The organism is Bacteroides sp. BFG-606 (assembly GCF_024788145.1).
GTDB lineage: Bacteria > Bacteroidota > Bacteroidia > Bacteroidales > Bacteroidaceae > Bacteroides > Bacteroides vicugnae.
In genome coordinates this window covers 5,447,701-5,469,500 of record NZ_JANUIL010000001.1, presented here as the reverse complement: position 1 = coordinate 5,469,500, position 21,800 = coordinate 5,447,701, and the positions used below count along the sequence as shown (strand labels likewise).

Annotated in this window: 17 protein-coding genes and 2 pseudogenes; 15 read left to right on the top strand and 4 right to left on the bottom strand. The window is 41.3% G+C overall.

Going from position 1 to position 21,800, the window contains the following annotated elements; translation table 11 throughout:
• The first annotated feature begins 52 nt into the window (after positions 1 to 52).
• The 3 genes from NXV01_RS21150 to NXV01_RS21140 all read left to right on the top strand — a co-directional run bounded on the left by NXV01_RS21150 (position 53) and on the right by NXV01_RS21140 (position 4,831).
• Entirely contained in the window at positions 53 to 592 is a 540-nt protein-coding gene (locus NXV01_RS21150; protein ID WP_143259652.1) for a flavodoxin family protein, read from the top strand.
• 148 nt (positions 593 to 740) lie between these two features.
• Positions 741 to 1,562 carry an MBL fold metallo-hydrolase gene (locus NXV01_RS21145; protein ID WP_143259654.1) on the top strand — a complete coding sequence of 274 codons (822 nt, stop codon included), beginning with the start codon at positions 741 to 743 and terminating at the stop codon, positions 1,560 to 1,562.
• A gap of 17 nt (positions 1,563 to 1,579) precedes the next feature.
• Entirely contained in the window at positions 1,580 to 4,831 is a 3,252-nt protein-coding gene (locus tag NXV01_RS21140; RefSeq protein ID WP_259023176.1) for a S41 family peptidase, read from the top strand.
• A gap of 109 nt (positions 4,832 to 4,940) precedes the next feature.
• Here the strand turns inward: NXV01_RS21140 and NXV01_RS21135 are convergent, their stop codons facing one another.
• Positions 4,941 to 5,612, bottom strand: a complete 672-nt coding sequence (locus NXV01_RS21135; protein ID WP_074557991.1) for a YitT family protein — start codon at positions 5,610 to 5,612, stop codon at positions 4,941 to 4,943.
• Positions 5,613 to 5,766: 154 nt separating this feature from the next.
• Between NXV01_RS21135 and NXV01_RS21130 the strand changes: the two genes are divergently transcribed.
• Entirely contained in the window at positions 5,767 to 6,672 is a 906-nt protein-coding gene (locus NXV01_RS21130; protein ID WP_009000001.1) for an AraC family transcriptional regulator, read from the top strand.
• A 67-nt stretch (positions 6,673 to 6,739) separates the two neighbouring features.
• Here NXV01_RS21130 and NXV01_RS21125 read toward each other — a convergent pair whose 3' ends face one another.
• Together NXV01_RS21125 and NXV01_RS21120 are read right to left on the bottom strand one after the other, a co-directional pair.
• Positions 6,740 to 8,497: a 1-deoxy-D-xylulose-5-phosphate synthase gene (locus tag NXV01_RS21125; protein ID WP_195650345.1), complete on the bottom strand. Its 1,758-nt coding sequence runs from the start codon at positions 8,495 to 8,497 to the stop codon at positions 6,740 to 6,742.
• A 300-nt stretch (positions 8,498 to 8,797) separates the two neighbouring features.
• Positions 8,798 to 8,965: a winged helix-turn-helix domain-containing protein gene (locus tag NXV01_RS21120; protein ID WP_081352720.1), complete on the bottom strand. Its 168-nt coding sequence runs from the start codon at positions 8,963 to 8,965 to the stop codon at positions 8,798 to 8,800.
• Positions 8,966 to 9,116: 151 nt separating this feature from the next.
• Between NXV01_RS21120 and NXV01_RS21115 the strand changes: the two genes are divergently transcribed.
• Genes NXV01_RS21115 through NXV01_RS21100 form a run of 4 tightly spaced genes read left to right on the top strand, consistent with a single transcriptional unit; the run spans position 9,117 to position 12,750 of the window.
• Complete coding sequence (locus NXV01_RS21115; RefSeq protein WP_259023175.1) at positions 9,117 to 10,148, top strand: alpha/beta hydrolase; 1,032 nt, start codon at positions 9,117 to 9,119, stop codon at positions 10,146 to 10,148.
• Positions 10,149 to 10,165: 17 nt separating this feature from the next.
• Entirely contained in the window at positions 10,166 to 10,711 is a 546-nt protein-coding gene (locus NXV01_RS21110; protein WP_148364936.1) for a cyclophilin-like fold protein, read from the top strand.
• 11 nt (positions 10,712 to 10,722) lie between these two features.
• Entirely contained in the window at positions 10,723 to 11,586 is an 864-nt protein-coding gene (locus NXV01_RS21105) for a DUF3737 family protein (RefSeq protein ID WP_074638082.1), read from the top strand.
• Positions 11,587 to 11,589: 3 nt separating this feature from the next.
• Entirely contained in the window at positions 11,590 to 12,750 is a 1,161-nt protein-coding gene (locus tag NXV01_RS21100; protein WP_195359578.1) for a MalY/PatB family protein, read from the top strand.
• A 12-nt stretch (positions 12,751 to 12,762) separates the two neighbouring features.
• On the opposite strand, the pseudogene NXV01_RS26075 reads toward NXV01_RS21100, so the two are convergent.
• Positions 12,763 to 12,851, bottom strand: a pseudogene (locus NXV01_RS26075) (anaerobic ribonucleoside-triphosphate reductase activating protein); the annotation flags it as partial.
• Between the two features lie 192 nt (positions 12,852 to 13,043).
• Between NXV01_RS26075 and NXV01_RS21095 the strand changes: the two are divergent.
• The 7 genes and pseudogenes from NXV01_RS21095 (at position 13,044) to NXV01_RS21065 (ending at position 21,760) form a co-directional block, all read left to right on the top strand.
• Positions 13,044 to 14,181: pseudogene (locus NXV01_RS21095) on the top strand (OmpA family protein).
• Positions 14,182 to 14,382: 201 nt separating this feature from the next.
• Positions 14,383 to 15,456: an STM4015 family protein gene (locus NXV01_RS21090; protein ID WP_259023174.1), complete on the top strand. Its 1,074-nt coding sequence runs from the start codon at positions 14,383 to 14,385 to the stop codon at positions 15,454 to 15,456.
• A gap of 3 nt (positions 15,457 to 15,459) precedes the next feature.
• Entirely contained in the window at positions 15,460 to 16,470 is a 1,011-nt protein-coding gene (locus NXV01_RS21085; protein WP_234133874.1) for an STM4014 family protein, read from the top strand.
• The gene (locus NXV01_RS21080) at positions 16,457 to 17,311 is read left to right on the top strand and encodes an STM4013/SEN3800 family hydrolase (protein ID WP_258981178.1); all 855 of its coding nucleotides are present in this window, start codon (positions 16,457 to 16,459) and stop codon (positions 17,309 to 17,311) included. Before NXV01_RS21085 ends, NXV01_RS21080 begins: the two co-directional genes overlap by 14 nt.
• Positions 17,308 to 18,582, top strand: a complete 1,275-nt coding sequence (locus NXV01_RS21075; RefSeq protein ID WP_259023173.1) for an STM4012 family radical SAM protein — start codon at positions 17,308 to 17,310, stop codon at positions 18,580 to 18,582. The genes NXV01_RS21080 and NXV01_RS21075 overlap by 4 nt, the downstream gene beginning before the upstream one ends.
• 11 nt (positions 18,583 to 18,593) lie before the next feature.
• Positions 18,594 to 20,159 carry an STM4011 family radical SAM protein gene (locus tag NXV01_RS21070; RefSeq protein ID WP_259023172.1) on the top strand — a complete coding sequence of 522 codons (1,566 nt, stop codon included), beginning with the start codon at positions 18,594 to 18,596 and terminating at the stop codon, positions 20,157 to 20,159.
• Between the two features lie 236 nt (positions 20,160 to 20,395).
• Positions 20,396 to 21,760, top strand: coding sequence for an MATE family efflux transporter (locus tag NXV01_RS21065; RefSeq protein WP_217721050.1), 1,365 nt, complete (start codon positions 20,396 to 20,398; stop codon positions 21,758 to 21,760).
• Positions 21,761 to 21,800 lie beyond the last annotated feature (40 nt).

Here is a 21,800-nt window from a genome sequence, read left to right as displayed (position 1 = left end):
GTGAATCGTTGATAGAAAGAATTCTGAAAATAAAAAGTAATAAAGTAAAGTTATGGCTAAAAAGGTTTTGATAATTTCATCCAGTCCACGTAAAGGTGGTAATTCTGATTTATTATGTGATGAATTTATGAAAGGTGCTCTCGAAGCAGGTAATGAAGTGGAGAAGATTTTCCTGAAAGACAAAACAGTTCATCCTTGTACGGGATGCAGTGTTTGCAGTATGTACGGCAAACCTTGTCCGCAGAAGGATGATGCAGCGGAAATTGTAGAGAAGATGATTGCTGCAGATGTGATTGTGATGGCAACCCCGGTCTATTTTTATACCATGTGCGGACAGATGAAGATTATGATCGACCGCTGCTGTGCACGCTATACGGAAATAACCAATAAGGAATTTTATTTCATTATTGCGGCTGCGGAAAACAATAAAGCAATGATGGAACGTACCATTGATGGTTTCCGTGGCTTCCTCGATTGCCTGGAAGGACCGCAGGAAAAGGGAACGGTTTATGGAATTGGTGCATGGAAGGTAGGGGAAATTAAGGATACTCCCTATATGCAGGAAGCTTACAAGATGGGAAAAATGGTATAACCTTTTGAAGGATAAAAATAAGGATTCAATCAGAAAGATTGAAAAGTCAAGAATTTTAATTGATTAGATTGCTTGTTCTGCCACAGAATTATTATAATTTTGTGGCAGAACTTTTTATTTTACATTATTTGTTTGATAACTAAATGTCATGAGCTATAAAATAACGACTCTTGTGGAGAATTGTGTCTATGGACGTAAATTGCAGGCCGAGCATGGTCTTTCTCTCTATATTGAGATCCAAGGGAATAGAATTCTTTTCGATACGGGAGCATCTGACTTGTTTATCCGTAATGCCCGTCTGTTGCACATTGATTTACAAAAAGTTGATTATTTAATATTATCCCACGGTCACAGTGACCATACGGGGGGACTGCGTTATTTTCTGGAATTGAATACACAGGCAACCGTTGTCTGTAAACGTGAAATCTTTTCTCCTAAATTCAAGGATGAACGCGAGAATGGAATGAAGCATACGCAAAATCTTGATCTTTCCCGTTTCCGCTTTATCACAGAGCAGACCGAACTGCTTCCCGGAGTTTTTCTTTTTCCATCTATTGATATTATCAATCAGGAGGATACCCATTTTGAACGCTTCTGGGTTCAGCAAGAAGATGGTTGCAAAATACCGGATACCTTTCAGGATGAATTGGCAATGGTGTTAGTGGAACCGGAAGGAGTTTCTGTGTTGAGCGCCTGTTCTCACCGGGGGATCACCAATATCTTGCGTACCGTTCGGGCTGCATTTCCTGAATCTTCCTGCAAGTTACTTCTCGGAGGTTTTCACATTCATAATGCGGAAAAACAAAAATATCAGATCATTGCAGATTATTTGCAGGAATACCTTCCCCGGCAAATTGGCGTTTGTCATTGTACGGGAGTGGATAAATACGCCTTCTTTTTCAAAGATTTTGGTGACAAAGCATTCTATAATTACACGGGAAAACTAATTCAAACTGATTTTTCAGAATAAATATATAATAAATTGATATGAAGAAACTAATAACTTCGTTAGCACTGGTATTATCAGCATTATCCAGCTATGCAATCACTCCTTTGTGGATGCGTGATGCACGTATTTCACCGGATGGAACCGAGATTGTCTTCTGTTATAAAGGAGATATTTATAAAGTTCCCGCACAAGGAGGAACTGCCGTTCAACTTACCACACAAGCCTCTTATGAATCCAATCCCGTCTGGTCTCCCGACGGAAAACAAATCGCATTTGCCAGTGACCGGAATGGAAATTTCGACCTGTTCATCATGCCTGCCGACGGAGGTGTCGCCCGGAGACTGACTTACCATTCCGCATCGGAAATTCCCTCGGCTTTTACACCGGATGGAAAGTATGTCCTTTTCTCCGCTTCCATACAAGATCCTGCAAACAGTGCTTTGTTTCCTACGGGAGCAATGACAGAATTATACAAAGTTTCTGTAGACGGAGGACGCACCGAACAAGTATTGGCAACTCCCGCCGAACTCGTTTGTTTTGATAAAGCAGGAAAGAACTTTCTTTATCAGGACCGCAAAGGTTTTGAGGATGAATGGAGAAAACATCACACTTCATCCATTACGAGAGATGTTTGGTTATACAATACCCAAACCGGAAAACATACGAACCTGACAAACCGGGGAGGGGAGGACCGTAATCCTGTATATGCACCTGATGGTAATACAGTCTATTTTTTGAGTGAACGTAATGGAGGTTCTTTTAATGTGTATACTTTCCCATTGAATACTCCACAAGAAGTAAAGGCTGTCACTACTTTTAAGACTCATCCGGTACGTTTCTTGTCTGTCAGCGATAAAGGAACTTTGTGTTATGCCTATGACGGTGAACTTTATACCCAGAAACCCGGTGCCCGTCCGGAAAAAGTAAAAGTAGAGCTTGTCCGTGACGATGAAGAGCAGGTTGCTGCACTTAAATTCTCACAGGGAGCCACTTCCGCTTCCGTATCTCCGGATGGCAAACAGGTTGCTTTTATTGTACGTGGTGACGTTTTTGTAACTTCAACTGACTATGCTACAACCAAGCAAATTACAAATACTCCCGCGAAAGAAGCTGCCGTCTTTTTTGCTCCGGACAACCGGACACTGGTTTATGCCAGTGAACGCACCGGTAATTGGCAACTTTACACTGCAAAAATAAGCCGTAAGGAAGATCCTAATTTCCCTAATGCCACTCTTATTGAGGAGGAAGTTTTATTACCGTCCAAAACGGTAGAACGCGCCTATCCGCAATATTCGCCGGATGGTAAAGAGCTGGCTTTTATCGAAGACCGCAACCGTTTGATGGTACTCGATTTGAAAACGAAGAAAGTACGTCAGGTGACGGACGGTTCTACATGGTATAACACCGGAGGTGGATTTGACTACGAATGGTCACCGGATGGCAAATGGTTTACTCTTGAATTTATCGGCAACCGTCACGATCCTTATTCGGATATAGGTATTGTCAGTGCACAGGGAGGAGCGATAACCAATCTGACTAATAGCGGATATATCAGCGGTTCTCCGCGTTGGGTACTCGATGGAAATGCCATTCTTTTCCAGACCGAACGTTATGGTATGCGTGCGCATGCTTCCTGGGGATCGCAACAGGATGTTATGTTGGTATTTCTCAATCAGGATGCTTATGATCGTTATCGTTTGAGTAAGGAAGATTTCGAATTGCTCAAGGAACTTGAAAAGGAACAAAAGAAAGCAAAGGAGAAAGATGATAACAAGAAGAAAGACGGTGATAAGGAGAAGGCGGATGAGGAAAAAGTAGACCAGAAAGATATAGTAGTCGAGCTTAACGGTATTGAAGACCGTATCGTACGTCTGACTCCCAACTCTTCTGACTTAGGCAGTGCCATACTATCCAAAGATGGGGAGGATCTCTACTATTTCTCTGCTTTCGAAGATGGATATGACCTTTGGAAAATGAATCTCCGTGAGAAAGAGACAAAACGTCTGCATAAACTCAATACCGGATGGGCATCGCTGATGCTGGATAAAAAAGGAGATATCTTCTTATTGGGAAGCCGCAATATGCAAAAGATGGATGCCAAGTCGGATGCTTTGAAATCAATCAGTTATCAGGCTGAAATGAAAATGGATTTGGCAGCTGAACGTGAAGCGATGTTTGACCATGTGTACAAACAACATCAGAAACGTTTTTATAATGTCAATATGCACGGGGTAAACTGGGATGCCATGACTAATGCTTATCGCAAGTTCCTGCCTCACATTGATAACAATTATGACTTTGCAGAACTGTTGAGTGAATGGTTGGGCGAGTTGAATGTTTCACATACCGGAGGACGCTATTCTCCCAAAGGTAAAGGTGATGTTACTTCCAATCTGGGACTTCTGTTCGACTGGGATTATCAGGGAAAAGGGATGCAGATTGCCGAAATTATCGAGAAAGGTCCGTTCGACCATTCGCGTACCAAAGTAAAAGCGGGATGTATCATTGAAAAGATTAACGGTGAGGAAATAACTCCCGATCATGACATCACTTGTCTGTTGAATAATAAAGCAGGGAAGAAGACCTTGATTTCAATCTACAATCCGCAAAATAAAGAACGTTGGGAAGAAGTTGTGATGCCGGTTACGAGCGGCCAACTGAATGGGTTGTTATACAAACGTTGGGTGAAACAGCGGGCGGCAGATGTTGAGAAATGGTCGAAAGGACGTTTGGGATATGTTCATATTCAATCCATGGGAGATGACAGTTTCCGTACCGTTTACTCGGATATTCTGGGAAAATATAACAACTGTGATGGAATTGTGATTGATACTCGGTTCAACGGTGGTGGTCGTTTGCATGAAGATATTGAAATACTGTTCAGTGGTCAGAAATACTTCACTCAAGTAGTCCGCGGACGTGAAGCGTGTGACATGCCAAGCCGTCGTTGGAACAAGCCGTCTATTATGCTGCAATGTGAAGCCAACTATTCGAATGCACATGGAACTCCATGGGTATATAAACATCAAAATATAGGAAAACTTGTCGGTATGCCTGTTCCGGGTACAATGACGAGCGTGTCTTGGGAAACTTTACAAGATCCTTCACTCGTCTTTGGTATTCCTATCATTGGCTATCGTTTGCCTGATGGCAGTTATTTGGAAAACACCCAGTTGGAACCGGATGTGAAGGTTGCTAATGATCCGGAGACGGTTGTTAAGGGAGAGGATACCCAATTAAAAGTGGCTGTCGATGAACTTCTGAAAGAAATAGATAAGCAGAAGAAGTAAATGCAAGTATAACTATAGATGAAATAAGAAGTCGCTTCTTTGAAAAGAATTTGAATCTTTCAAAGAAGCGACTTTTTTATAAGGTGTTTATCTAAAACTGACGCAGGATTTACTTCCAGACTGGTAATAATTTATGGAGGGTCTTTCTCGTCATTATCTTTTGATTCAGGAAACTTACAATATATCCGGTTATGCAGGCTGCAATGAGTGACCCCTCACGTACTCCTTGAATACCTTGTGTCAGTAAGAGGGAGAGAATTACGGCCATTGTAACCAAAGTAATATCAAAATAGACTTTGAACTTTCCGAACTCCTTGTTATAATGGCGGGACGCATATTTCACGAATGCTTCTGCACTCATCATGGCTACTCTCGGTTTAAGTTCGAGAACTACTCCGATAGATTGCACCATGCATCCTGTAAGTAATAAAGCGATTGACATGCCATAATTGGCGGGATGCAGTTCGCTTGTCAGCATCATATTAAAATCAATGAATGCCGAAAAGATAAAAGAGAACGGCATTTGAAGAAGAATTTCAATAATATCCTGCCGGGTTCTGTTCTTCCGGATTAACCAGAATTGTCCCAGGATAAGAACCATATTGATGATGAAGGTGCAAGTACCCAATGACAAAGGACTATTCAAGCTTAATACATAATTGATGCTCGATATGGGAGTAGTTCCTAGTGCCGAGCGTATAATCAATACAATGCCTGCCGCTAAAAAATAGAGTCCGATAACAAATACTAAATACCTCTTGAAAACATCTTTCATTTCCATACCTTTTTGACCTCCTTTATTTATTTTCCTTTCATGCATTGAAAAGGATATGCAAAGGTCTCGTTTTTTACTCTGAAACAGATTATCTAATTCCGTACACTTTTTGTCATATCCGAAACAAATCGTATTTTTACGTCATAAAAAGAAGATGTAAATGGTAAAATCTCGTATATTTGATAATACGCAGCTGTTGAAGGAGCATCCGGAACTTCCTCATTATAAAGAGGAGGTAGTCTGTTTTAGGAGTGAATATAAAGACAGAAGTTATCCGGCAAATGAATGTTATTTCAATCGGGAACTTTATATGATATTCGTTCTTGAAGGTCGTTCGGAGATTCTGCTGAATGGAGAGTTTATTGCGATAGAGCCGAATATGCTGCTTATTCATGGAGCAAATTATCTCACGGAGCATCTTTACTCAAGCCGTGATATTCAGTTTATTACTCTTGCCCTTTCCGAATCCATGCGGACAGACGACTCTTATTTGACACAAATAACGGCTATCTTATTGGCGACAATGAGGCAGAATAAACAATATACGATACAGTTGACAGAGTACGAAGCCCAAATCATCCGTAAGGAACTGGAAGTGTTGATGCGCCTGCTGAATATTGAACATCATTTTCTTTTCCGGCGCATACAGGCAGCGTGCAATGCTTTATTTCTTGATATAGCTGATTTTCTTTCCCGAAAGACAATTATTAAAAAAGAGGTCAGCCGTAAAGACCACGTTTTACAGGAGTTTCATGCATTGGTTACCCGGAATTTCAGGGAAGAACATTTTGTGAGCTTTTATGCGGATAAACTGGCTATCAGTGAGCAGTACCTGGCCCGTATTGTACGCGCCGGAACAGGTAAGACTATCAATAGTATTATAAACGAACTGTTGGTTATGGAAGCGCGTACCTTGTTGAGTTCTACAAAATCTACGGTTGGTGAGATTGCTTCCAAGTTAGGGTTTAGTGATGCGGCAGCTTTTTGTAAGTTCTTCAAAAGGAATGCAGGACAGACTCCATTGAATTATCGAAAAGGATTGTTACTTCATATCGAAATGAAATAGGTTGATGTAATTGTCTTAACCGACAATATACATCAACCTGTTGAATATATAGTGAATGGGTTTGATTTTAACCGATAAGTGCTGTGATATCTTCTACAATCTGCTCATCTGTCAAGTGATTGGCACGGAGAAACTCCTGTAAATCAAAACGATCTACAAATTCCTTTTTAGCTCCATAGTTCAGGACTTTCATGTCTGTAGCACCATAGTAGCGGGTAATTTTTTCGCCGAAACCGCCATCCAATACACCGTCTTCCAATGTTATCACTAACTCGTGATCTGCTTTCAGTTCATCCATCAGTCTGTTGTCTACACCGGTGATGTAACGCGGGTTGATGAGTGTTGCGTCGATATTGGCTTTTTCTTTCAGAAGTGATGCAACCGACTGTCCTAATCCATAGAATGAACCCAAAGCCACAATGGCCACTTTCGAACCGCGATGAGTAACTTTGTAACGATTGAGAATGCTGTAATCGGAATCTACCGGTTCTCCGCTACTGATTACATCTGTTGCCGGCACGCGGATAGCAACCGGGTGTTCATTCTGGCGGATACTCCATTCCAGCATGGCAATATATTCTTCCTTACAAGTCGGAGCCAGATAAACCATATTAGGAATATTGCTGATAAGCGGAATATCGAAGAAACAGAGATGAGTCACATCATTCATTCCGGATAACGTACCCCAGAAGACCAACAAAACAGCCGGATTGTTATTGATACAAAGGTCTTGTGAAAGTTGATCGTAGGAGCGTTGGATGAATGTACTATATACTCCGTAAACGGGTTTCCCACCATTGGCTGCGATACCCGAAGCAAGAGCTACTGCGTGTTCCTCGGCAATGCCTACATCTACGAATTGCTTGCCTGCTTCCTGACGACGGTCCGGAGTAAATCCCAGAACGGTGGGAGTACCAGAAGTGATTGTTACCACACGCGGGTCCTCCTTCATCTTTTTCAGCAGGTATTGGGCGGTTACCTCGCTGTAATCTTCTTCTTCATCACTCACTTTTGCTTCTCCGGTTTCTACATTGAATGGAGTACGCCAGTGGTAAGTCTCTTTATCTTGCTCGGCACGTGCATAACCCTTACCTTTTAATGTATTGATGTGTACTACTATCGGATGCTGAATATCTTTCACTTTAGAGAAAGCTTCAATCAATGCCTGTACGTTATTACCATCATTTACATACATATAATCCAGTCCCATTGCCTTGAAGAAGTTGCATTCGCACTGACCGTTACTGTCACGTAATTCTTTCAGATTCTTGTACAATCCTCCGTGGTTCTCGGCAATAGACATCTGGTTGTCATTAACGATAATAATCATGTTAGTACCAAGTTCTGCTACATAATCCAATCCTTCGAAAGCTTCACCTCCGCTTAAAGAACCATCCCCTATGACGGCTATGATATTTTCATTGCCGCCTGTAAGGTCGCGTCCCTTTGCCAATCCGCTGGCCAGGCTGACAGAAGTAGAAGTATGTCCGATGATGAAGAAATCATGTTCACTTTCTTGCGGTTCGGTATAACCTGATACGTTATCGTATTTTTCTGGATGAAGGAACGCATCTTTACGACCGGTCAGCATCTTGTGTACATAACTCTGGTGCGATACGTCAAATACAATTTTGTCTTTGGGTGAATTGAATACATAATGTAAAGCAATCGTTGCTTCCACCATTCCGAAATTAGGTCCGAAATGCCCGCCATGTTCACTTAATTTTTGCAGGAGTGCTGCACGGATTTCTCCACCTAACTCGTTTAGCTCTTTTTCCGACAGTTTCTTAACATCTGCAGGAGAATAAATATTTTCTAAATACATATCAAACAGTTTTTCTAAATAATGTTTTTACTTATTTCTTTATGACACCGCAAAGATACTGCAGGATTTGAAATCTGTTTGTATATGAATTACGGATTAATTTACCCATATTACAGTTCCCCATAATAGGATAACTCAACTTTTATAAGGAAAAGTATTGATGTGTTATTAAAAAAAGAAACGTTTTCATTTTTGTGGAAGCATTTCTAGATTATATATGCGGAAAATACCTTATTATTATGAGCGATAAATATTCATAAGGTTATTTATGCAGTAGCATAATACGGCTATCTTTCTTATTTACAACAATATTATTTTCTCTTGCCAACCAATAGCTAAAACTGCTTCTTCAAAAGTCATAGTTAGCTTTTGACACAACTCTTGTATGGAAAATTCGAATGTTCTTTTCTCAAGTTCATTCCATACACGTCCGGCATTACTGCCAATTTCTGTAATTCTTAAATTCATTTGTCCAATTACATTCTTTCTTAATATTCTACAATCTGTAATTGGGGTTATAATGTCAGTAATTCGTCTACAAATGGTCTCTTTCTTTCATCGTACTTTTGCAATGTCGAAAATAGGTAATCAATTTATTAATTATTAAAGCGCAAGAGATATGAAACGGATTTTATTATTAACGGCTGTATTTATGATGATGCTCGGAACCAGTTTTTCCTCAGCACAGACAAATGCTGATAATTTTTATAAAAGTGATTGGGTAAATGTAGAAAAAGTCTCTTTTTCTAACCAATATAAGATGAAAGTAGTGGGTAATCTTTTTCTGCCCAAGAGTATGAAAGAAGGGGAAAAATATCCTGCAATCATTGTAGGGCATCCGATGGGGGCTGTTAAGGAGCAGAGTGCGAATCTCTATGCAACGAAAATGGCGGAAAGGGGATTTGTTACACTGTCCATCGATTTGTCTTTCTGGGGTGAGAGTGAAGGCGAGCCGCGTAATGCTGTTTTGCCGGAGGTTTATTCGGAGGACTTTAGCGCCGCGGTTGATTTTTTAGGTACGCGTCCGTTCGTCGACCGGAATCTTATTGGGGTAATTGGAATTTGTGGGAGTGGAAGTTTTGCTATCAGTGCAGCGAAAATAGACCCTCGTCTCAAGGCCATTGCAACAATCAGTATGTATAATATGGGGGCGGCCAACCGTAATGGATTAAATCACTCATTAACGTTGGAACAGAGAAAGCAAATAATGGCTGAAGCGGCGGAACAGCGTTATACAGAATTTTTGGGTGGGGAAACTAAATATACCAGTGGCACTGTACATCAGTTGACAGAAACGTCCAATCCGATCGAACGGGAGTTTTATGAATTCTACCGTACGCAGAGAGGAGAATTTACTCCTGACGGAGCAACTCCTATGACCACTACACACCCTACGCTCTCAAGCAATGTGAAATTTATGAATTTCTATCCTTTCGAAGATATTGAAACTATTTCACCCCGCCCCATGCTTTTCATCACCGGAGAGAATGCCCATTCACGTGAGTTTAGTGAAGACGCCTATCGATTGGCTGCCGAACCTAAAGAACTGTATATAGTACCCGGTGCCGGACATGTAGATCTTTACGACCGTGTGGGTCTTATCCCGTTTAGTAAGCTGGAATCTTTCTTTAAGGAGTATCTGAAGAAATAAGTTTCAATACTATAAATATGAGATACTATATAATAACAATTCTTGCTATACTGACATTATCAGTCGGTTCCGCATCATGTAGTGAAGATGAACCTATACAGGGAACAGGGCAACAGGTAATTCCGGGTAATGGCTCTAGTGATAATGGCAGTAATAATAGTGGTAATAACACTGGTGATAATGACGATAACAATGATGATAATCCTGTGAGTAATAATCTTAAAGTAACAATCGGGACTGTTTCATTCAATGCTACATTGGAAAATAATGAGACAGCAAAAGCATTTGAGAGATTGCTTCCTATGACAGTGAATATGTCCGAATTGAACAATAATGAAAAGTATTATTATCTACAAAACGGTTTACCAACAACCCCATCCAGCCCAGGTACGATTCGGACAGGTGATTTGATGCTTTACGGATCCACTTGTGTGGTACTTTTTTATGAAACTTTTTCCACTTCATACAGCTATACCCGTTTAGGGCGTATAACTAATCCTTCAGGGCTGCTTTCTGCCCTTGGAGCGGGAAGTGTAAATGTGATTTTTGAAATAACAGATTGAAAAATAAAATGATGCAACAAATAAGAAATAAAGAATATGGAGGCGAACGCCCTCTATTTGCAACCCATGACATTCAGTTAGAAGATGTAACGATTCATGCCGGTGAATCGGCACTGAAAGAATGTAGTAATATCATAGCGATAAACTGCCGTTTTGAAGGGAAATATCCTTTCTGGCACACCAATGGATTCATTGTGAAGAATTGTCTTTTTACAGAAGGAGCTCGTGCTGCCCTATGGTATTCTCAAAGTCTGCAAATGGCGGATACCTTGGTGGAAGCACCGAAGATGTTCCGTGAAATGGATGGGGTAAAACTCGAAAATGTGCAGTTGCCCAATGCCTTGGAAACGTTTTGGTATTGTCGTAATATAGAACTGAAGAACGTACAGATTGATAAAGCAGATTATCTTTTTATACATAGCGAGAATATTCATATACAAAATTACGCTCAAAATGGAAACTATTCGTTTCAATATTGCAAGAATGTAGAAATCCATAATGCAGTCATCAACTCCAAAGATGCTTTTTGGAATACGGAAAATGTAACTGTCTATGATTCGGAACTGAACGGAGAATATCTGGGATGGCATTCTAAAAACCTGCGTTTGGTAAATTGTAAGATTTCGGGCACTCAACCTCTTTGTTACGCACATGATCTGGTGATGGAAAATTGTACGATGGCGGAGGATGCTGACCTTGCTTTTGAGCACAGTAGCGTGAAAGCAACGATTAAAAGTCCGGTTCATAGTGTGAAAAATCCTCGTACAGGGAGTATTGTTGCCGAAAGCTTCGGCACAATTATTCTGGATGAAAATCTGAAAGCACCGGGAAATTGTGAATTGAAACTCTGGGACGACCTAACCTGTTTTGATTGAAATATGAAGTATAATTTCGATGAAATTATTCCACGCAGAGGTACGAATTCTTATAAATGGGACTCGTCCGCAGATGCGGATGTCTTGCCGATGTGGGTGGCTGATATGGATTTCCGTACGGCTCCCCCCGTCGTGGAGGCATTGAAGAAGCGGGTGGAACATGGGATTTTCGGATATGTACGCGTGCCTGACGCATACTACGAGGCGATAACCAACTGGTTTGCACGACGACATGCCTGGCGGATAGAAAAAGAATGGATTATCTATACTACCGGAGTTGTGCCGGCAATATCTGCTGCAATTAAAGCACTGACAGTACCCGGGGATAAAGTGATGGTGCAGACGCCTGTATACAATTGTTTTTTCTCCTCTATCCGTAATAACGGGTGCGAGATGATTGCCAATCCTTTAGTATATAGAAACAAAGGGTATCAGATTGACTTTGATGATTTGGAGAGGAAAGCTTCCGATCCGAAGATAAAACTCATGTTGTTATGTAATCCGCATAATCCTGTCGGAAGAGTATGGAGTAAGCAGGAATTAAGGCAGATAGGTGAGATTTGTATTCGGAATAATGTGTTTGTGATCGCTGATGAAATTCATTGTGAATTGGTTTTTCTGGGGCATGAATATACTCCTTTCGCTTCTATATCAGAAGAGTTTCTTGTGAATTCGGTAACCTTTGTTTCGCCTAGCAAGGCTTTCAATCTGGCAGGGCTTCAGATAGCCAATATTATTTCTGCAGATGCAAATGTACGGGTGAGGATAGATAAAGCGATTAATATAAATGAAGTATGTGATGTAAATTCTTTCGGAGTGGAGGCGTTGATGGCTGCTTACAATGAGGGTGAAGAATGGCTGGAAGAACTTAAAATCTATTTGTTTGCGAATTACATCTATTTAAAAGGTTATTTTGATGAATATCTTCCGGAATTTCCCGTAATGATGTTGGAAGGTACGTATCTGGTTTGGGTAGATTGCTCGGTCTTGAATCAAACGTCAGCAGAAATAGTAAAAGACTTGTTGAAGAAAGAAAAGCTTTGGGTGAACGAAGGCAGTCTGTATGGAGAGACTGGTGAAGGGTTTATCCGTATCAATATTGCATGTCCGCGACAGCGGTTGATAGAAGGATTAAACAGATTGAAGCGGGTACTGAAATCATAAATACGAATGAAAAGCTAATTGTTCCATTTCTGCAGGTGAAGCATCACCCCCATGAAACAGACACAGGTAATCGCTTTTCCATATTTACCAAGCAGGATAGAAAACCTTCTTCATATTTTAGATTTTCTGAAAGCATAATAGATGTTAATAGGGCTCATAGCTTGCGAACTAATTTTTGGTATGATATGTTGTCTAAAGTGAATAACGAATTAAAAAATGAACTAGAAAGTTAGACATGAACATACAATACATTTCTAATGATTTAGCAGATAAAACATTACATTTAAAAACTTATGAATATGAGAAAATCTATTATTTTATTAGCTTTTATATTGGGTGGCTTTACAGCAGCAAATGCCCAATCAGTTGTAGAAGGTACCAAACTTACAGATAATTGGTCTGTCGGAGTAAATGCCGGTGGAGTCACTCCCCTTACTCACAGTGCTTTCTTTAAAGGTATGCGTCCCGCTTTTGGAGTGGGAGTCTCAAAGCAATTAACTCCTATCTTCGGTTTGGGATTCCAAGGAATGGGATATATCAATACCACATCCAGTAAAACGGCTTTCGATGCTTCGGATGTCAGCGTATTGGGTAAAGTCAATTTGATGAATCTATTTGCAAGTTACACGGGCGAACCTCGTTTGTTTGAAGTGGAAGCTGTGGCCGGAATGGGTTGGTTACATTATTATGTGAATGGTGATGGCGATCAGAATTCCTGGTCTACGCGTTTGGGATTGAATTTCAATTTCAACTTGGGTGAAAGTAAAGCATGGACATTGGGAATCAAACCTGCCATTGTGTATGATATGCAAGGTACTTACCCTGAAACAAAGAGCCGTTTCAATGCTAATAACGCAGGTTTTGAGTTGACAGCCGGATTGACATACCACTTTAAGACAAGTAACGGAACACATCATTTTGCCAAAGTGAGAGTATATAATCAAGCCGAAATTGACGGACTGAACTCTTCAATCAATGCACTTCGTGCAGATGTAAACAACAAAGATGGTGAGATCAGCAATGCAAACCGACGTATCAACGGATTGCAGGAAGAACTTGAAGCATGCCGCACAAAAGTGGTTCCGGTGGAGACTGTAGTAAAAACCGCCCGTGTACCCGAATCTATCATTACTTTCAGACAAGGTAAATCGTCAGTTGACGCTTCCACAACTTCCTAATGTGGAACGTGTAGCTGCCTACATGAAGAAGTATGCTGATTCAAAAGTGGTTATTAAGGGATACGCTTCTCCGGAAGGTAGTGTTGAAGTGAATGCCAGAATTGCTGCAGCACGTGCAGAAGCTGTAAAAACGATCTTGGTTAACAAGTATAAAATTAGTGCATCTCGTATCACTGCCGAAGGTCAGGGTGTAGGCGATATGTTTACTGAACCGGATTGGAACCGTGTAAGTATATGTACTATTGAAGATTAAACTGATGTATTACAGAAATAGAATAATGAAGGCTGCCCCCAAAGGCAGCCTTTGTTGTATATCTTGGGTTGTATTTTTGAATACTCTGAAAGTTTAGTAAACAGATTTCTTTGTACATTACATAAAATGGTTATTTTTGCAGGTATTGTTCATGCGCGTTCTGTGTTGAGTGTGCAAATATCAACCATTAAAAACTGTATTATGAAGAGAGTATTCGTTTTTCAAGATTTTAAATCGCAGAAATTCTGGAGTATAGATGTAGTCGGAACAGATGTTACTGTAAATTATGGTAAGTTGGGGACCGACGGACAAACACAAGTGAAAAACTACGCAACGACTGAAGAGGCTGAAAAAGCAGCCGGCAAACTGATTGCTGAAAAGACCAAAAAAGGGTATGTAGAAACTGCTGAAGAAACTGCACGTGAAATGAAAGTGGAAGCCAAGAAATATACTTTGAGTTACGATGAGTATGAAAATAATGTGAATCTTCTGGATAAGATATTGAAAGATAAACATCTCTCTGAATATAAACAAATAACAATCGGTTGTTGGGATTATGAGGGTGGCGACTGTTCTGCCTTATTACAGGGAATGATTGAAAATAAGGAGAAGTTCGCACAAATAGAAGGCTTGTTCTGGGGAGATATTGAGCAGGAAGAACAGGAGATTTCATGGATTGAACAAGCTGATATTAGTCTGCTACTCGATGCCATGCCTAAATTGAAGGATCTGAAAATCAAAGGAACCAATAATCTGCGTTTGGGAAAGACTTCACGGCCGGAGTTGCGGTCACTGGAAATTATCAGTGGTGGCCTGCCTACTGAAGTGGTAGAAGATATTCTTGGTTCTGATTTCCCCAATCTGGAAAAACTGATTCTATATGTTGGTGTGGAAGATTATGGATTTGAAGCTGATATTGAGATATTCCGTCCGTTGTTCTCCAAAGAACGTTTCCCGAAGCTGACTTATCTGGGGATCGTCAACTCTGAAGAACAGGACAAGATTGTAGAAATGTTCCTGGAGTCGGATATTCTTCCCCAACTTGAAACAATGGATGTTTCGGCCGGTACTCTCAAAGATGAAGGTGCCCAATTATTGCTGGATAATATGGATAAGATCGCTCATTTGAAGTTTATCAATATGCGCTACAATTATTTGAGCAAGGATATGAAGAAACAGCTGCAGAATCTTCCTATGAAAATAGATATTGCTGAAACTGAAGAAGCGGATGAATATGATGGTGAATTGTGGTATTACCCGATGATTACAGAATAGGAGATGCAGATAATCGTTGTCAGCAACTCTCTGTCCAAACGTATAGAATACTTTATTGAAGCAGGTAAATACTTGCAGACGGAAGTTCGTTTTATGACTTACGGGGAACTTTTTAATTGCTTGCCGCAATTACGGCAGGCAGTTATCAAGCTGGAACCTTGTGTAAGCAATGAAACGGATTTCCTGAAATATGCGCTGTTGAATCAGGCATATAAGGAAACACTGCAACGTTTAGGCGAGATGAGGCTATCTGATGACGTGCACTTTTTGAACACTCCCCATGCTTTGTTGCGTGCTCTTGACAAAAAGGAGACTAAACAAGTGCTGGTGGACAGAGGTTTGAGAGTGACTCCGATGTTATCTTCTCCCCATTCTTTTGATGAGTTGAGAGAGCTTCTTGCCGATTGCGGTAGAGGATGCTTTTTGAAACCCCGTTACGGTTCGGGGGCGGGAGGCATTATGGCTGTTCGCTATCAACCCAACCGGAATAAATGGGTAGTCTATACTACCTTGCAACAAGTGGATGGAGTCATTCATAACACCAAACGTATCCACCGTTTGAGTACGGAAAAAGAGATGATCCCGTTGGCGGAAGCGGTGATGCAAACAGAAGCTATTTTAGAAGAATGGATTCCTAAAGAGCAGTTGCAGGGAGAGAATTATGATCTCCGGGTAGTGTGCCGGGAATCTGAAATCGATTATATCGTTGTGAGATGCAGTAAAGGAAGCATAACCAATCTGCATCTGAACAATAAGGCACATTGGTGGAACGAGTTGGCTTTGCCGGACATAGTACGACAACAAATCTATTATCAGTCTCAGGAAGCGGTCCAATCCTTGGATTTGCAGTATGCCGGAGTGGATGTCCTGATGGAGAGAGGAACAGATATACCTTATATAATAGAAGTCAACGGACAGGGAGATCATGTGTATCAGGATATGTTTGCTCATAATTCTATTTATATTCAACAGATAAAAAACATAAAAAAGAGATATAACCATGCAAATAGATGAACTGCCGGCTGGCGAACAGACCCAAAATCCGGATCTGGATATGAATCAGGTGGTGGGTACTCATGATATATTGATGCTTTGCTTTGATACCTTGCGTTATGATGTCAGCAAGGAGGAAGAAGCGGCAGGAAGAACACCGGTACTGAATAGTCACGGAGGAGAATGGGAAAAAAGACATGCGCCGGGAAATTTTACTTACCCGTCTCATTTTGCCATCTTTGCAGGATTTCTGCCTTCTCCGGCGGAACCTCATTCGCTACGCAGCCGTAAGTGGTTGTTTTTCCCTGTGCAAGCTGGTACGGGACGTATTCCGCCTGCGGGAAGTTATCCGTTTACGGAAGCGACTTTTGTGCAAAGCCTTGCCAATGTAGGTTATGAAACGATTTGTATAGGAGGGGTGAACTTCTTCAGCAAGCGTAATGAACTGGGGCGTGTGTTTCCCGGTTACTTTACTAAAAGTTATTGGCTGCCGACCTTTGGATGCACGGCACCCGATAGTGCTGAAAAACAAATTGATTTTGCATTGAAGAAACTCGAAAACTACCCGGAGGACAAACGGATTTTTATGTATATCAATTTTTCTGCTATTCATTATCCGAACTGTCATTATGTGGAAGGCAAAATGAAGGATGATAAGGAATCACACGCTGCCGCGCTGCAATATGTCGACAGTCAGCTGCCCCGTTTGTTCCAGGCCTTTCAGAAGCGGGGAAATACGCTGGTGATTGCTCTTTCCGATCATGGCACTTGCTATGGAGAGGATGGATATGAATATCATTGCATATCCCACGAAACGGTTTATACAGTCCCTTACAAACACTTTATTTTAACGAAAAAATGAATCAACCGCTACCACGATATGTAGACTATATGAGTTATCCACATAAAACTGCTTATCGTTCTTTTCCGTCCCCGGTTTCGCTGGTTCCTTACCTGAAACAGGTGGAAGGACAGAAAGCATCGCTTTATTTCCATATTCCTTTTTGTAGTCATAAATGTGGATATTGCAACCTGTTTTCTCTGCAAACAAATCGTGCGGATTATATCGCAACTTACTTGGAAACTCTTCACAAGCAGGCGCAACAGTTGTCTCCACTCACCACCGGGCTGGCATTTGATAGTTTCACCATTGGAGGAGGCACACCGTTGCTCCTCACTGTTCCTCAACTGGAATACCTATTGGATACAGCTGCCTTATTCGGAGTGCATCCTTCACATACCTTTACTTCCGTAGAAACATCGCCGGAATATGCCGATCCTGCCCGTTTGGACTTGTTGAAGCAAGCAGGAGTGGCTCGTGTGAGTATTGGCGTACAGAGTTTCCTTGACGAAGAATTAACAGCTTTGAAAAGACGCCCCCGGCAAGACACGATTAATCAGGCGCTGGAGGCTATCCGGAAGAGGCAATTCCCGTTTTTTAATATCGACTTGATCTACGGAATCAAAGGACAAACTGTAGCCAGTTTTCTTTATTCATTGGAACAGGCTCTTCTGTTTCAGCCTAACGAACTCTTTATCTATCCGCTATATGTACGACCGGGAACGGCTATCACGGAGCGGGAATCCGATGATGTCTGTTTTCAGATGTATTGTACCGCTTGTGATTTGTTGAAAGACAGAGGTTTTCTACAAACTTCGATGCGACGTTTTATTCATCATCCGTCTACTGATGCGGAAATCTCATGTGGGGATGAGGTGATGCTGTCGTGTGGCTCCGGCGGACGCAGTTACCTGGGTAATTTGCATTATGCCACCCGGTATACTGTTTGCCAGCGTTGTATTGCCGGAGAGATAGATGATTATATGACCACTACTGATTTTACAGTGGCTCGTAATGGATTTGTTCTTTCGCAGGAAGAACAGCGAAAACGTTTCATCATTAAAAATCTGATGTATTACATGGGGCTTGATAAGGCTGAATATAAGCGTCGCTTTGGAGAATCACCGGATAATGTGCCGTTGTTCCGACAGTTAGCTGAACGGCAATGGATAGAAAATACGGATAACGGTCGTATTTGTCTGACTTCCGAAGGAATGGCATACTCCGATTATATTGGTCAGTTGTTCATTACTCCTGAAATAAGAGAACTGATGGAAACTTATTCTTATTGAACGAAATAGAAATGGAAAACGAAGGCTCTTTACTTTCCTTCAGGCGTATATATTATCGCGGCAAATTGAATAGCTGCAACTATACCTGTTCTTATTGCCCTTTCGGCAAGAAGTCGCATCTGGCAGATACGACCCGGGATGAACAGGCATGGAATCGTTTTATAGCAGCTATTGAACAATGGAAAGGGGAGCCGTTGCAGTTATTTATTATTCCTTACGGTGAAGCATTGATCCATCGTTATTATCGGAAAGGAATGATGCATTTGGCAGCATTGCCACAGGTGGCTGGAATTTCCTGTCAGACTAACCTTTCTTTTCCGGCCAAACACTGGCTTGATGAGATTCGTGTGACTCCCACTGTGATAAGTAAGATAAGGCTCTGGGCCAGTTTTCATCCTGAGATGACTTCGGTAGAGAAATTTGCGCATCAGATTCATATACTCCATCATGCGGGAATACAGGTATGTGCCGGAGCGGTAGGAAATCCCTCTGCAAAGGCCGTACTCAATGATTTACGGAATACTCTTTTGCCGGATATTTATTTATTCATTAATGCTATGCAGGGGTTAAGGGCACCATTAAGTCAGGAAGATATTCAGTTTTTCAGTCAACTGGATAATCTTTTTGAGTATGACTTGAAGAATGCTCCGGCACAATGGGAAGTTTGTGCAGGAGGAAGAAACAATTGTTTTATCGATTGGAAAGGGGATATGTATGCTTGTCCCCGAAGCCGGGTGAAGATTGGTAATTTTTATCAAGGTGATGGAGCTGTTCTGCCGCTATCTTGCGAGAGGAAAGTTTGTGATTGCTATCTTGCGTTCAGTAACCTGAACAATCACCCTTTACATCGAATCATGGGAGAAGGGGCGTTCTGGCGAATACCTGACAAGCCACTTATTACGACTGTTTTCTTCGATGTGGATGGAACACTGACTGATTCACAGGGAAAAGTTCCTGAAAGTTATGCTAACGCTTTGCGATATATGGCACAGTCCGTTTCCTTATATTTTGCCACTTCTCTGTCAATGGAGCAGGCGAAGAAAAAGCTGGGAAAGGCTCTTTTCGATTTATTCAGGGGAGGAGTGTTTGCAGATGGAGGTTTATTATCTTATTCGGGCCAGATCAGGTGTTTGCCGGTGAAAGTATATCCGGAGGTATATGGAGAACCGGCAAAAGTCACTATTCATAGTTATGAAGGAGTGGTTTACAAGTATAGTATATTGGTACGTGATAAAGAACAGAGAGAAGCTATTCTTACCCGGTTGAAAGAGAATCCCTGCCAGGTCTTTCATAAAGCTCCGCTGATAACAGTCATTCATCCTGAAGCAAGTAAAAAAGAGGGGGTGCTTCAGTTATGTAAGGCTTTGACTTTATCTTTTGAACATACTTTAGTTGTAGGAAATTCGTTAAAGGACTGGCCGATGATGTCCGTGGTTTCTCATTCTTGTGCCGTAATGAATGCGGAACCCTTATTAAAAGAACGCGCACGTTATACGCTGAATCCGGATCGGTTGGCAGCTTTCTTTCGTTTTTCTAACGGAGATTCTATAGATCAAACCTCGTCTGATAATAGTTGATATATAGCTAGTTACATCTCCGTGAGAAAATAAAAGCTGGTTAAAATTTGGTAATTATGAAAACAAAGCCCATATTTGCAGCCCTGAAATAGGGACAGGCATAAAAATCCTCATCGGAGGGTGCTATAATAATAATTATAGTGCTGGATAAGATGAATGGTGCAAATCATTCGCTTGTCCGGCACTTTTTTATGTTGTAACAAAATAAGATAAAGAGGAAAAGTATCGAAGAAACTATGAAAGAGTTAGATTTGACACAAGGAAGCGTACCGAAGGTATTGTTGCTGTTTGCAGTACCTTTTTTAATTGCCAACGTGCTTCAGGCGCTTTATGGCGGGGCTGACCTCTTCGTTGTCGGACAATATGATGATTCGGCAAGTGTGGCAGCCGTAGCTATTGGTAGTCAGGTGATGCAGACAATAACAGGTATTATTCTGGGTATTACTACCGGAACAACCGTACTGATTGCTATTGCTACCGGAGCCAAAGACAATCGGAAAGTAGCTTTTACAATCGGGTCTTCCGTATGGTTGTTTTCAATAACCGGCGTAGTGCTAACTTTGGTCATGGTACTTTTCCATGGTCAGATAGCAGAACTGATGCATACTCCCGTCGAAGCTATGGCAGATACGAAAAACTATATTTTGGTATGCTCTCTGGGTATTCTGTTTATAGTGGGATATAATGTTGTATGTGGTATTTTGCGTGGATTGGGTGATTCTAAAACACCGCTTTATTTTGTCGGACTGGCATGTGTGATAAATATAGTGCTCGATTTTATATTGGTCGGTTATTTCCATTGGGGAGCTACAGGAGCGGCTATTGCTACTATATCTGCACAAGGTGTCAGCTTTGGAATAGCACTCTGGTTCTTGTACCGGCACGGATTTTCTTTTGACTTTTCACGGAAAGATATTCGATTGAACCGGAATCTGTCTAAAAAGATCATGGTGTTAGGAGCGCCTATTGCTTTGCAGGATGCTTTAATCAATGTTTCTTTTCTGATTATCACGGTCATTGTCAATCAGATGGGAGTCATTGCATCTGCTTCCCTGGGTGTTGTTGAGAAAATCATCGTGTTTGCTATGCTGCCTCCGATGGCTATATCATCGGCTGTGGCAACCATGACTGCACAGAACTATGGAGCGGGGCTTATCAAGAGAATGAATAAATGTCTGGCTTCGGGGATTGGGATTGCTCTTGTTTTCGGTGTGTCGGTTTGCGTGTATTCGCAATTCCTGCCGGAGACTCTTACTGCTTTCTTTACGAAAGATGCTGCTGTGGTGGCAATGGCGGCAGATTATTTGCGAGGGTATAGTATCGACTGTATCGTGGTTAGTTTCGTGTTCTGCATTAATTCTTATTTCAGCGGACAAGGAAACTCGTTATTCCCGATGATTCACAGTCTGATAGCCACTTTCCTGTTCCGTATACCGTTGTCATACTGGTTCAGCCAGATAGATAGCTCGTCGCTGTTTATCATGGGATTTGCTCCACCCATTTCAACGGTCGTTTCATTATTGATTTGTATCTGGTATTTACGATATACCCAAAGGAAATTATATTTGAGAGGCACAATGATGCCTGCTATGTCGAATTAGGTGTTTTTAAGTGACATATATTAACTAAAATCTATTTTGT

What these genes read in the sequence shown, in the direction of transcription:
- NXV01_RS21150 (WP_143259652.1), top strand. Translation starts at nt 53, where the DNA reads ATGGCTAAAAAGGTTTTGATAATTTCATCCAGTCCACGTAAAGGTGGT.
- NXV01_RS21145 (WP_143259654.1), top strand. Translation starts at nt 741, where the DNA reads ATGAGCTATAAAATAACGACTCTTGTGGAGAATTGTGTCTATGGACGT.
- NXV01_RS21140 (WP_259023176.1), top strand. Translation starts at nt 1,580, where the DNA reads ATGAAGAAACTAATAACTTCGTTAGCACTGGTATTATCAGCATTATCC.
- NXV01_RS21135 (WP_074557991.1), bottom strand. Translation starts at nt 5,612, where the DNA reads ATGGAAATGAAAGATGTTTTCAAGAGGTATTTAGTATTTGTTATCGGA.
- NXV01_RS21130 (WP_009000001.1), top strand. Translation starts at nt 5,767, where the DNA reads ATGGTAAAATCTCGTATATTTGATAATACGCAGCTGTTGAAGGAGCAT.
- NXV01_RS21125 (WP_195650345.1), bottom strand. Translation starts at nt 8,497, where the DNA reads ATGTATTTAGAAAATATTTATTCTCCTGCAGATGTTAAGAAACTGTCG.
- NXV01_RS21120 (WP_081352720.1), bottom strand. Translation starts at nt 8,965, where the DNA reads ATGAATTTAAGAATTACAGAAATTGGCAGTAATGCCGGACGTGTATGG.
- NXV01_RS21115 (WP_259023175.1), top strand. Translation starts at nt 9,117, where the DNA reads ATGAAACGGATTTTATTATTAACGGCTGTATTTATGATGATGCTCGGA.
- NXV01_RS21110 (WP_148364936.1), top strand. Translation starts at nt 10,166, where the DNA reads ATGAGATACTATATAATAACAATTCTTGCTATACTGACATTATCAGTC.
- NXV01_RS21105 (WP_074638082.1), top strand. Translation starts at nt 10,723, where the DNA reads ATGCAACAAATAAGAAATAAAGAATATGGAGGCGAACGCCCTCTATTT.
- NXV01_RS21100 (WP_195359578.1), top strand. Translation starts at nt 11,590, where the DNA reads ATGAAGTATAATTTCGATGAAATTATTCCACGCAGAGGTACGAATTCT.
- NXV01_RS21090 (WP_259023174.1), top strand. Translation starts at nt 14,383, where the DNA reads ATGAAGAGAGTATTCGTTTTTCAAGATTTTAAATCGCAGAAATTCTGG.
- NXV01_RS21085 (WP_234133874.1), top strand. Translation starts at nt 15,460, where the DNA reads ATGCAGATAATCGTTGTCAGCAACTCTCTGTCCAAACGTATAGAATAC.
- NXV01_RS21080 (WP_258981178.1), top strand. Translation starts at nt 16,457, where the DNA reads ATGCAAATAGATGAACTGCCGGCTGGCGAACAGACCCAAAATCCGGAT.
- NXV01_RS21075 (WP_259023173.1), top strand. Translation starts at nt 17,308, where the DNA reads ATGAATCAACCGCTACCACGATATGTAGACTATATGAGTTATCCACAT.
- NXV01_RS21070 (WP_259023172.1), top strand. Translation starts at nt 18,594, where the DNA reads ATGGAAAACGAAGGCTCTTTACTTTCCTTCAGGCGTATATATTATCGC.
- NXV01_RS21065 (WP_217721050.1), top strand. Translation starts at nt 20,396, where the DNA reads ATGAAAGAGTTAGATTTGACACAAGGAAGCGTACCGAAGGTATTGTTG.